11 protein-coding genes are annotated in these 11201 nt (G+C 67.6%); 4 read left to right on the top strand and 7 right to left on the bottom strand.

Annotated elements, in window-relative coordinates:
* Positions 1 to 34: 34 nt before the first annotated feature.
* From ASE63_RS14175 to ASE63_RS14190, 4 genes are all read right to left on the bottom strand, one after another.
* Positions 35 to 436, bottom strand: a complete 402-nt coding sequence (locus ASE63_RS14175; protein WP_056802117.1) for a PTS sugar transporter subunit IIA — start codon at positions 434 to 436, stop codon at positions 35 to 37.
* Positions 437 to 545: 109 nt separating this feature from the next.
* Entirely contained in the window at positions 546 to 1013 is a 468-nt protein-coding gene (locus ASE63_RS14180; protein ID WP_056802119.1) for an HPr kinase/phosphatase C-terminal domain-containing protein, read from the bottom strand.
* A 7-nt stretch (positions 1014 to 1020) separates the two neighbouring features.
* On the bottom strand, positions 1021 to 2811 hold the full coding sequence (locus tag ASE63_RS14185) for a sensor histidine kinase (protein ID WP_056802121.1): 1791 nt from the start codon (positions 2809 to 2811) through the stop codon (positions 1021 to 1023).
* Between the two features lie 107 nt (positions 2812 to 2918).
* Positions 2919 to 3620, bottom strand: coding sequence for a response regulator transcription factor (locus ASE63_RS14190; RefSeq protein ID WP_056802123.1), 702 nt, complete (start codon positions 3618 to 3620; stop codon positions 2919 to 2921).
* Positions 3621 to 3774: 154 nt separating this feature from the next.
* Here ASE63_RS14190 and ASE63_RS14195 point away from each other — a divergent pair, with 154 nt between their 5' ends.
* The 3 genes from ASE63_RS14195 to ASE63_RS14205 all read left to right on the top strand — a co-directional run bounded on the left by ASE63_RS14195 (position 3775) and on the right by ASE63_RS14205 (position 7598).
* Positions 3775 to 4572, top strand: coding sequence for a DUF2470 domain-containing protein (locus ASE63_RS14195; RefSeq protein ID WP_056802125.1), 798 nt, complete (start codon positions 3775 to 3777; stop codon positions 4570 to 4572).
* Between the two features lie 194 nt (positions 4573 to 4766).
* Positions 4767 to 6377: a phosphoenolpyruvate carboxykinase gene (locus tag ASE63_RS14200; RefSeq protein WP_056802127.1), complete on the top strand. Its 1611-nt coding sequence runs from the start codon at positions 4767 to 4769 to the stop codon at positions 6375 to 6377.
* 216 nt (positions 6378 to 6593) lie between these two features.
* Positions 6594 to 7598, top strand: a complete 1005-nt coding sequence (locus ASE63_RS14205; RefSeq protein WP_056802128.1) for a DUF4105 domain-containing protein — start codon at positions 6594 to 6596, stop codon at positions 7596 to 7598.
* Between the two features lie 96 nt (positions 7599 to 7694).
* Here ASE63_RS14205 and ASE63_RS14210 read toward each other — a convergent pair whose 3' ends face one another.
* From ASE63_RS14210 to ASE63_RS14220, 3 genes are all read right to left on the bottom strand, one after another.
* Positions 7695 to 8459, bottom strand: coding sequence for an ABC transporter ATP-binding protein (locus ASE63_RS14210; RefSeq protein ID WP_056802130.1), 765 nt, complete (start codon positions 8457 to 8459; stop codon positions 7695 to 7697).
* Entirely contained in the window at positions 8447 to 9199 is a 753-nt protein-coding gene (locus ASE63_RS14215) for an ABC transporter permease (protein WP_056802132.1), read from the bottom strand. Before ASE63_RS14215 ends, ASE63_RS14210 begins: the two co-directional genes overlap by 13 nt.
* Before the next feature lie 130 nt (positions 9200 to 9329).
* Positions 9330 to 10358 carry an ABC transporter substrate-binding protein gene (locus ASE63_RS14220; protein ID WP_056802134.1) on the bottom strand — a complete coding sequence of 343 codons (1029 nt, stop codon included), beginning with the start codon at positions 10356 to 10358 and terminating at the stop codon, positions 9330 to 9332.
* A 160-nt stretch (positions 10359 to 10518) separates the two neighbouring features.
* On the opposite strand from ASE63_RS14220, the gene ASE63_RS14225 reads away from it, so the two are divergent.
* Positions 10519 to 10986, top strand: a complete 468-nt coding sequence (locus tag ASE63_RS14225) for an Lrp/AsnC family transcriptional regulator (RefSeq protein ID WP_056802137.1) — start codon at positions 10519 to 10521, stop codon at positions 10984 to 10986.
* The last annotated feature ends 215 nt before the right edge of the window (positions 10987 to 11201 follow it).

Here is an 11201-nt window from a genome sequence, read left to right on the forward strand (position 1 = left end):
GCTTCCCTGTTCGCGCCGCTCACTTGCCCGCGATTCACTTGCCCGCAAGCACGCGGCTGGCGACCGTGATGTATTTGCGGCCCGCATCCTGGGCGCTGGTCACCGCCTCGTCGAGGGGCTTTTCCTCGCGCACGCTGGCGAGCTTGATCAGCATCGGCAGGTTGACGCCGGCGACGACGTCGATGCGGCCAGGCTCCATCACCGAGATCGCGAGATTGGAAGGCGTTCCGCCGAACATGTCGGTCAGGACGATCACGCCCCTGCCGGTATCGACCGTCTCGACCGCGGCGATGATGTCGCGGCGACGGCCTTCCATGTCGTCATCGGGGGCGATGGCGATGGTGGCGAGGTTCTGTTGAGGGCCGACGACGTGTTCGAGCGCGGCACGGAACTCCGTGGCCAGATGCCCATGCGTCACGAGGACCAGTCCGATCATTCACTATGGCACCGGAGAGCGCCTGCAGCGCCCGGACAAGGTCGCGGTTTATGCGGCACGTGCGAAGCTTAAGCAAGCCGGCTGCGCAAAATCCTGTTGAATTTCGGCCTCAGTCGCCTTCAGTGAACAGGCGTAGCGCAGCGAGCACCAGGCGCTCGTCGCCCGCCCGGCCCATCACCGTGAGGCGGGGCAGGTCGATGCCCGCCAGCCGCTCGACCAGCTGCTCGGGCTCCGGCATGCGCTCGGGCTCGCTCCCACTGAGATCGACGATGAGGCGCACGACCGCGCCGGGCAGATGCGGCTCCGGCGTCAGGCCGAGCCCGCGCCGCTCGATCAGCCCTTCCAGCGGCGGCACCGGCCGCGCCAGCAGCCGCCCGCCGCGCGCGCTGAGCGCCGTGCGGTCGTCGGCCACCAGCCGCGCGAAGAGCCCGGATTGGCGTGCCTGCGCGATCAAAGCCAGCGCCAGAACGGACTTTCCGGCGCCCGAAGCGCCCCGGATCAGCACCCCGGCCTCGCCGATCGCGATGGTCGTGGCATGGATGCGGCCACCGTCCGGGCCGCCTCTCGGCTCGCTCATGATCGGCTCAGCTGGTCTGCGGCAGGGCGGGCAGGCAGACGATGAAGCGCGCGCCGATCCGCGGCTGCTCGCCATCCGGCTCGGCTGGACCGAGCCGGTTCTCGGCCCGGATCGAGCCGCGATGCGCCTCGATGATCTGACGCGAGATCGACAGGCCGAGCCCCGAATTCTGGCCGAAGCCCTCGTTCGGCCGGTCGGTGTAGAAGCGTTCGAAGATCCGCTCCAGCGCATGCGGCTCGATGCCAGGCCCGTCGTCCTCGATCGTGATCAGCACGTCGTTGGCCACGCGCGACAGCATGACGCGGACCGGCTTGTCGGGCGCCGAGAAGGAGCGGGCATTGTCGATCAGGTTGACGATGACCTGGCCGAGGCGGGAATCGTGCCCGAGCACCAGGAAGCCGCCGCGCCCGGCCCTCTGGCCGCGGCGCTCCGCGACGAACTCGATCGGCGGCTGGCCCTCGCGGCGCATCTCGTTCTGCAGCGAGACCACGGCCTCGAGCACCTGCTCGAGGTCGACCGGCCCGGCATCGTTGCGCGCGAGCTCGGCATCGAGCCGCGAGGCGTCGGAGATGTCGGAGATCAGCCGGTCGAGCCGGCGGACATCGTGCTGGATCACCTCCATCAGGCGTCCGCGCGACTCGTCGGACTTCACCCGCGGCAGCGTCTCGACTGCGCTGCGCAGCGAGGTCAGCGGGTTCTTGAGCTCATGGGCGACATCGGCCGCGAAGCTCTCGATCGCCTCGATGCGGCTGTAGAGTGCCTTCGTCATCTCCCGCAGCGAGCCGGAGAGATGGCCGATCTCGTCGTGCCGGCTGGCGAAATCCGGGATCTGCTCGCGCGCCTTCACGCCCTTGCGGACGCGCTGGGCCGCATCGGCGAGCTTGCGGATCGGTTCCGCGATGGTGCCGGCGAGCAGGACCGAGAGCACGATCATCACCGCGGCCGAGATCGCGAAGACCTGGAAGATCGCATAGCGTTCCGAGGCGATGACGGTGTCGATGTCGTCGCCCTGGGTCGAGAGCAGCAGCGCGCCCTTCACCGCCCGGAAGCGCTGCACGGGAACCGCGACCGAGACGATGGTCTGGCCGCGCGTGTTCACCCGGACCACGCTGGCCGTCATGCCGCTCAGGGCGCGCGCGACTTCCGGGTAGGATTTGCCGTTGGCGTTCTCGAAATCGTCATAGACAGGCACATCGGCGCGGCCGAGGCGGTTGCGCAGCAGGTTCCAGGTGCGCTCCAGCAGCGGCGGCTCGTCCGGCTCGCCGATGCGCGGCAGGTCGAGCCGGAGCACGTCGCCGCGCGAATAGAGGCTGCGCGAATCCAGCGTCAGCAGCCCGTCGCGGTCATAGATGCGTGCGCGCGTCTTGGTCGGCGTGACCAGGCGGCGCAGCAGCGGCGCGACCTTCTCCGGATTGATCGAGAAGTCGAGCGGGTCCTCGGCGATGCCGTAGCTCTCGCCGGCCTGGAGCTGCAGCAGCTTGTCGGGGTCGATGTTGATCGCATCGGTCTCGACCGTCGCCGAGGCCGCGATCGCGCCGGCGATGATCTCGCCCTGCGTCAGCAGGCTCTGGACGCGGGACTCGATCAGCCCCTCGCGGAACTGGTTGAGGTAGAGGAAGCCGACCAGCAGCGCCACGAGGCCGCCGAGATTGAGGACGACGATGCGCCGCGTCAGGCTGGATGCGGCGCGCGACGAGACGGCGCGGAGCGCACGGCGGGCAAAAGCACGCAGGCGCAGCACCGGTCCGTGCTGCCGCCTGCGGACATCAGCCCCGCGCTCGTCTTCGATCGTTGCCATCGCCGTCCGTCGTGCTCAAGTCCCGTCATCGCGCGGAGCGCAGCGACAAGGCAATCCGAGCTTGTCGCTTCCCGATCGCTTCGCTTCGCCCGGAACGACGGCGGGAGTCAGCCTTCCTTGAACCGATAGCCGACGCCGTACAAGGTCTCGATCATGTCGAACTCGGTGTCGACCTGGTTGAACTTCTTGCGCAGCCGCTTGATGTGGCTGTCGATGGTGCGGTCGTCGACATAGACCTCGTCGTCATAGGCCGCGTCCATCAGGGCGTTGCGGCTCTTCACCACGCCCGGCCGCTGCGCCAGCGACTGCAGGATCAGGAATTCGGTGACGGTCAGCGTCACCGGCTCCCCCTTCCAGGTGCAGGTGTGGCGCTCGGGGTCCATCCGCAGCAGGCCGCGCTCCAGCGCCTTGGCGTCCTCGTTGCGCGGGGCGGCGGTGGCGTCCTTCGCCCCGGCGCGGCGCAGGATCGCCTTGACGCGCTCGACCAGCAGGCGCTGCGAGAACGGCTTCCGGATGAAATCGTCGGCACCCATCTTGAGGCCGAAGAGCTCGTCGATCTCCTCGTCCTTCGAGGTCAGGAAGATCACCGGCAGATCGGATTTCTGGCGCAGCCGCCGCAGCAGCTCCATGCCGTCCATGCGCGGCATCTTGATGTCGAAGATGGCGAGGTCGGGCGGGTTCTGCTTCAGGCCGTCCAGCGCCGAGGCGCCGTCGGTATAGGTCATGATCCGGTAGCCCTCGGCTTCGAGCGCAATGGAAACCGAGGTCAGGATGTTGCGGTCGTCATCGACCAGCGCAATGGTTGGCATAAGCTCTTTGTCTCTTGGCCGCGTTGCAATAATTGGGTCACTCTCGCGAGAGAGAGGCTAAACCGTGGCAATCTAGCGGTGACGCTGCGGTTTGCCTACGTCCCCGACACAGAAAGCCCCGAAAGGCGCAAGAGGTTCCATGACGAGTTCGCCCATGCAGGCATCCGCACCCGAGCAGAAGCGCAACGACCCGATCAGGCCGACCGACGACCAGGCTCGCGAGCTTGGCAAGCGCCTGCTTCGCGGCGCCCGTTGGGGTTCGCTGGCGACGCTTGGTCAGGACGGGCATCCTTCGGCGAGCCTCGTCAGCGTCGCGACCGATGTCGACGGCACCCCGCTGATCCTGGTCTCGGCGCTCTCCGGCCATACCGGGAATCTCGACGCCGACCCGCGCTGCTCGCTGCTGCTGGCGCCGGGCGGCAAGGGCGATCCGCTCGCCCATGCCCGGATCACGCTGAAGCTCCGGGCCCGCAAGATCGCGCGGGAAGGCGAGGAGGGTGCGCGCATCCGCCGCCGCTTCCTGGCGCGCCAGCCCAAGGCGGCGCTCTATGCCGATTTCGGCGATTTCTCCTTCTTCGCGCTTGATCTCGAGGGGGCGAGCCTGAATGGCGGCTTCGGGCGGGCCTATGAGCTGGTTCCGGCCGATCTGCTGACGGAGGCCGCGGCGACCGGGGCCGTGGCGGCGATGGAGGAGGGCGCGGTCGCCCATATGAACGAGGACCATGCCGACGCCATCCAGGACTATGCCACCGTGCTGCTGCGTGCCGAGGCCGGCGCCTGGCGGATGACCGGGCTCGACCCCGACGGCGCCGACCTGATGCTCGGCGACAAGGCCCTGCGGCTTGCCTTCCCGCGGATCGCAGCGACGGCGGGGGAAGTTCGCGACGTGCTGGTGGAATTGGCCATCGCTGCGCGCAAGAAACGCGACATGCCGGAGGCGCCTGCCTCATGATCTCCCAAGTCTTTCCGCTTAAATCGATTTAGGCGCGGCTGCTGAGGCCGCGCCCTTTTCGATGTCTTGAGCCCGCGCCATCATGGCCTTATGGGTCGGTCATCGAGGCTACTTGGCTCACCCGCGCGGACCCGGTTCGCGCCCATCTTACAGTTCAGGCGGCCGCGTCCTGCCGGCCGTCTCGGGAGGTTCCTGTGAAAACCATCGGTCAGTTCAACGCCGCCCATGGAGTGGAGACGTTCGGCTTCCGCAACCTGAAGGCGGTCTACTGGAACCTCGAGGCCGCCAGGCTCTACGAGGAATCGCTGAGCCGCGGGGAGTCCCAGCTCGCCCGGCAGGGCGCGCTCTGCGCCGATACCGGCAGCCATACCGGCCGCTCGCCGAAGGACAAGTTCACCGTGCGCGACGCGCTGACCGAGAACACGGTCTGGTGGGAGAACAACAACGCGATCTCGCCGGAGCAGTTCGAGACGCTGCTGGGCGATTTCATCAAGCATGCCGAGGGCAAGGAGCTCTTCGCGCAGGACCTCTATGGCGGCGCGGACCCGGCGCACCGGGTCAAGGCGCGCGTCTTCACCGAGCTCGCCTGGCATTCGCTCTTCATCCGCAACCTGCTGATCCGCCCGGCCAGCGAGGAGATCGCCGGCTACACGCCGGAGATGACGATCATCGACCTGCCGAGCTTCAAGGCCGATCCCAAGCGCCATGGCTGCCGCAGCGAGACCGTGATCGCGATCGATTTCACCCGCAAGATCGTGCTGGTCGGTGGCTCGGCCTATGCCGGCGAGATGAAGAAGTCGGTCTTCACCTATCTCAACTTCGTCCTGCCGACGAAGGGCGTCGTGCCGATGCACTGCTCGGCCAATGTCGGGCCGAACGGCGATTCCGCGATCTTCTTCGGTCTGTCCGGCACCGGCAAGACGACGCTGTCGGCCGATCCGGACCGCACCCTGCTCGGCGATGACGAGCATGGTTGGTCGAAGGACGGCATCTTCAACTTCGAGGGCGGCTGCTACGCCAAGACGATCAAGCTCTCGGTCGAAGCCGAGCCGCAGATCCACGCCGCCTCGCTGCGCTTCGGCACGGTGCTCGAGAACACGGTCATGGACGAGATCTCGCGCGAGGTCGATTTCGACGACGGCAGCAAGACCGAGAACACCCGCTCGGCCTATCCGCTCGACTTCATCCCCAACGCCTCGCGCACCGGCCGCGCCGGCACGCCCAAGAACATCGTCATGCTGACGGCCGACGCCTTCGGCGTGATGCCGCCGATCGCCAAGCTTACCCCGGCCGAGGCGATGTACCACTTCCTCTCGGGCTACACCGCCAAGGTCGCCGGCACCGAGCGCGGCCTCACCGGCGTCGAGCCCGAATTCTCGACCTGCTTCGGCTCGCCCTTCCTGCCGCGCCACCCCTCGGAATACGCCAACCTGCTGCGCGACTTCATCGCCAAGCACCATGTCGATTGCTGGCTGGTCAACACCGGCTGGACCGGCGGCCAGTACGGCACCGGCCGGCGCATGCCGATCCGCGTCACGCGCCGCCTGCTCGCAGCCGCGCTCGACGGCTCGCTGAACCGCGCCGATTTCCGCAGGGATCCCTATTTCGGATTCGCCGTTCCCACTTCTGTGCCCGGCGTCGAGCCGCACATCCTCTACCCCGTCAAGACCTGGCAGGATAAGGCCGCCTTCGCCGAGACCGCCAAGAACCTCGTCGGCATGTTCGCCAAGAATTTCGAGAAGTTCGAGGCCCATGTCGACGACGCCGTGAAGGCGGCGGCGCCGGTCAGCTCGCTGGCGGCGTAGCAAGCAGCTCACCGCATTATGCGCGGGGCACCCTCTCCCCGAGGGAGAGGGTAGGGTGAGGGGTCGGCCGTTGGACGCTTTGGCAACACCCTCACCGCGGCGTCGCGGTGAATTGAAGCGCAACTGGTCCCGGGGCCAGCACCTCACCCCTGCCCCTCTCCTTGCAGGAGAGGGGTTCCCGGCGCTTCTCACATCGAATGTTGGGGCGAAAGCGCGATGACCGTCCTGATCATCCTCTTCCGCCTCATCGCCACCCTCGTCGTCCTGGGGGCGACGACATGGGGCGCCGGCCTGCTGCTGTTCCGGCTCTCGGGCATGACCGCGATGGGCGCGGCCATCGGCTTCGGCCTCGCCGGGCTTGCCGGGACGATCGGCCTCTGGACCGGCGCGGCGCGGCTGCCCTTGTCCTTTGCCGTGATTTTCGTCGGCCTCCTCGGCTGGTGGAGCGGCTTCATGCCGTCGCATCAGCGCGATTGGATTCCCGAGCTCGCGCGGCTGCCCGCGATCGCCCGCGAGGGCGATGTCATCACCGTGACCAATCTGCGCAACTTCAACTGGCGCAGCGAAAGCGACTATGACGAGCGCTGGGAGACGCGCAGCTACGACCTGACCAAGATCGAGGGCATCGACCTCTTCCTGTCCTACTGGTCGGGAGAGGCGATCGCGCATCTGCTGGTCAGCTTCCCCTTCGCCGACCAGCCGCCGCTGACCTTCTCGATCGAGGTCAGGCGCGAGAAGGGCGAGGAATGGTCGGCGCTCGCCGGCTTCTTCCGCAGCTACGAGATGGCCTATGTCGCGGCGCCCGAGCGCGATCTCGTCGGCCTGCGCAGCCATGCCCGCAAGGAGGATGTCCGCCTGTTCCGCATCGCGGCGACCCCCGCGCAGGCGCGCGACGTGCTGCTCGCCTACGTCGCCGACGTCAACGAACTTGCCGCCCGCCCGCGCTGGTACAACACGCTGATGACCAATTGCACCACCGTCGTCTACAAGCTCGTCGGCACGGTGGCGCCGCAATGGAAGTTCTCGTTGCCGCTCGATCCGCGTGTGCTGCTGTCCGGCTACCTGCCGGGCTATCTCCAGCGCATCGGCGCGGTGCGCAGCGATATCCCGCTGGAAGAGCTGGTCGGTCAGGGCCGCATCGGCGAGCGGGCGCGGGCGATCTCGCTCGACGATCCGCAATTCTCGAACAAGATCCGCGAAGGCGTGCCGATGGCGCGGTGAACCCGTCCTTGCGAGGAGTGTCAGCGACGAGGCAAGCCAGGAGCGGCAGCGCGTCCCCCTGGATCGCTTCGCTGCGCTCGCGATGACGGCTTGTCCCTAAATCGCCGCGCCGTCGCTGACCGAATCCGCGCCGAGCCCGAGCCTGACCGCCCGCACGATCTCCGCCTCGGACGCGCCGCCGCGCTTGCGCGGGTGACGCTCGCCGATACGGTGCTCTGCGATGATCTGCCCCGGCGCACCCGATAGGATCACCACCCGGTCGGCGAGATAGGCCGCCTCGTCGATGTCATGGGTGACGAAGAGCACCGTCTTGCCGGTGCGCTGCCACACGCGGATCAACTCGTCCTGAAGGCTCTCGCGCGTCAGTGCGTCCAGCGCCGAGAACGGCTCGTCCATCAGCAGGATCTCGGGATCGACCGCGAGCGCACGCGCCAGCGAGACGCGCTGCCGCTGACCGCCGGAAAGCTGGTGCGGCCAGCGCTGCGCCAGCGGCGCCAGCCCGACGAGGTCGAGCATCTCCTGCGCCTTGGCCAGGCGCTGGGCCCGCGGCACCTGGCCCTCGAGCCCGAAGCCGGCATTGGCGACGACCCTGCGCCAGGGCAGCAGCCGCGAATCCTGGAAGACCAGCGCCACCGGCCGCCGCGTCGTGTCAGTGGCGTGGATTGCGACCTCGCCGCCGCTCGGCTTCGCAAGTCCCGCGATGACGCGCAGTAGCGTAGACTTGCCGACGCCGGAGGGGCCGACGATGGCGAGGAATTCGCCACGCGCGACCGAGAGGTCGAGCCTGCGCAGGACCTCCGTCGCTTCCCCGTCGCGGGTGAAGGTCAGCGACAGCTGCCTAATGTCGATCACGCTTTCCATCGCAGAACCCACCTCTGGAAGGCGACGAAGCCCGTGTCGAGCAGCCCGTAGAGCGCAGCCATGGTCAGCATGTAGACCACGACGATGTCCGTCGCGAGCAGGCTGGAAGCCTGCATCATGCGCTGGCCGACGCCCGCCACGCCGAAGATCTCGGCCGCGACCACCGCCATCCAGGCCTGGCCCAGCGCGGTGCGGACGCCGACCAGGATGCCGGGCATCGCGGCCGGCAGCAGGATCTTGCTGAGCTTTTGCCAGGCCGAGCGGAAGCCGAAGGCATCGGCAACCTCGATCAGGTCGCGATCGACGCCGCGGATCGCGCCCTGCGCCGCGAAGAAGACGATCCAGAACACGGCGATGGCGATGATGAACACCGCCGCCGACGGGTTGACGCCGAACCAGATGATCGCGAAGGGCACCCAGGCGAGGCCGGGGATCGGCCGCAGCACACGCACCACCCAGGCCGTCGCCTCCTCGGCGGTGCGCGACATGCCGACGAGCACGCCGAGCACGATGCCCAGCCCCGTGCCGGTCAGCAGGCCGACGAAGTAATGGCCGAGCGAGCCCAGGATCGCGGCCAGCCAGGCGCCGTTGGTGACCTCGCGCCAGAACGCCTTCGGCAGGGCGCTGGGCGGTGGCAAGAAGGCCGGATTGACCAGCCCGAAGAACGGCACCGCCTCCCACAGCAGCAGGAAGGCGGCGAGGCCGAGAAAGGCGAGGGCAGGGGCCCGGAGGGAGGTCAAGGGGCGATACTCGTGGGGGCCGCAGAAGATGCGTCATGGTCGGGCTTGACCCGACCATCTCTGCAACCAGCGGGAGCTGGTCAAGAGATTCCCGGGACAAGCCCGGGAATGACGCCCGATGAAATCCGGCTCAGCCCCCGGCCTTCACGGCCTTCTCGAAGTACTGCGTCTCGAACAGTCCGTCGAAGGGCAGTTCCTTCTCCAGCGAGCCGAGCTTGACCTGATAGGCCTGCATCGCGCGCGCCGGCTCGATGATCCTGGCCGGGTCGATCTGGAACTTGCTGGCCGGCGAGGTCAGCGCCTTCCGGATCAGGGCCGGGTCGACGATGCCCTTGCCCAGCGCTGCGCCGACATGCGGCACCGCCTTCTCCGGCGTCTTGGTCAGCAGGTCGGCGCCGCGGATCAGGCCGGCGACGATCGTCTGCACGGCATCGGGGTTCTTGGTGGCGAAGGCGCCGGAGACGGCGACCACCGTGCCGGGCTGGCCCGGGAAGACCTCCTCCCCCTCGGCGATCAGCTTGATCTGCGGGTTGCGGTCCTGGATGATCGTCAGCGCCGGCTCGCGCACGCTGCCGCCGTCGACGGCACCGGCGAGGATCGCCTGCTGCGTCGCATCGATGCCCATGGCCACGATCTCGATATCGGCCTTGTCGGCCTTGGCGACCTCCCAGAGCCAGTGCTGAAGCGTGGTGTTCGGCACCGAGCCGGGCGGCTGGGTCGCGAGCCGGGCGGCCTTGCCGGTGGCGGCGCGGAAGGCCTTGAAGGCGGCGGCAGGCGCCGTGCCCGAAGTGAAGAACTTGGCCAGCGCCGGCGCGGCGACGACGACGTTCTCGCCGATCGCGGTGGAGGCGACGACGCGGACGTCGATCCCGCGCGAGCGAGCGACGGCCAGAGGCGCGACGCCGGCGACATAGACGTCGATCGTGCCCGATGCCAGCGCCTGGATCATGTTGGGGCCGGATTCGAACACCGTCACCGCGACGTCGATACCGCCCTGCTTCAGCCAGCCCTCGCCATTGGCGACGAAGAAGGGCGCTGTTCCGACGACCGGGATGAAGCCGATGCGGGCGGTCACCGCCTGCTGCGCCCGGGCGGCGCCGGCGAGCGACGTCGTTGCGGCGAGCGCGGAGCCCGCGATCAGGAACTGGCGGCGATCCATCGTTCATCATCTCCATGGCAACGGCGCCGAGCAGCGCCTATTGACATAGCAAGAAAAGGATTTTCTATCTGAGTACAAGTGAGAGCCAGCAAAAAGATTATTATTCCTGTTTAGCTGGATATTTCGACGGTAATTTTCTTTACAGGACGGGTATCAGAGAATGGACGCGATCGACCGAAAAATCCTGACGGTGCTGCAGGCGGACGCCAATATCTCGATCGCCGAACTGGCCGATCGCGTCGGGCTGTCGCAGACGCCGTGCTGGAAGCGGATCCAGAAGCTCGAGCAGAACGGCATCATCCTGAAGCGCGTCGCGCTCGTGGCGCCGGAGAGGATAGGGCTGGGGCTGACGGTCTTCGTCCAGATCGAGACGGCGGACCATTCCGGGCCCTGGCTCGACAAGTTCGCGCAGCTGGCGGCCGCGATGCCGGAGGTGATGGAGTTCTACCGCATGGCCGGCGACGTCGACTACATGCTGCGCGTCGTGGTCGCCGACATGGCCGCCTATGACGGCTTCTACAAGCGGCTGATCGAGACCATCCCGCTCAAGAACGTCACCTCGCGCTTCGCGATGGAGCGGATCAAGTCGACGACGGCCTATCGCGTGCCGGACTTGCCGAAGCCGTGAGGGTCTGAGCGAGCCTGAAGGCTATTCGGATTCCGAGAAAGCACGGCACGCTCTGAGCATCGAAGGCATTCGATGCCTTGAGGAGATAGATCGACACTTCGCGTCCGATCGGGCGCACGGCGATCCGCGGCTTGCAGCTACAAAAAAGCGACCGCCGGGGTGCGGCGGTCGCTTCGATGGTGAGGACGGTGCGATCGCTTAGGCGGCGACGGCCT

It is taken from the genome of Allobosea sp. Root381 (assembly GCF_001429395.1).
Taxonomy (GTDB): Bacteria; Pseudomonadota; Alphaproteobacteria; order Rhizobiales; family Beijerinckiaceae; genus Allobosea.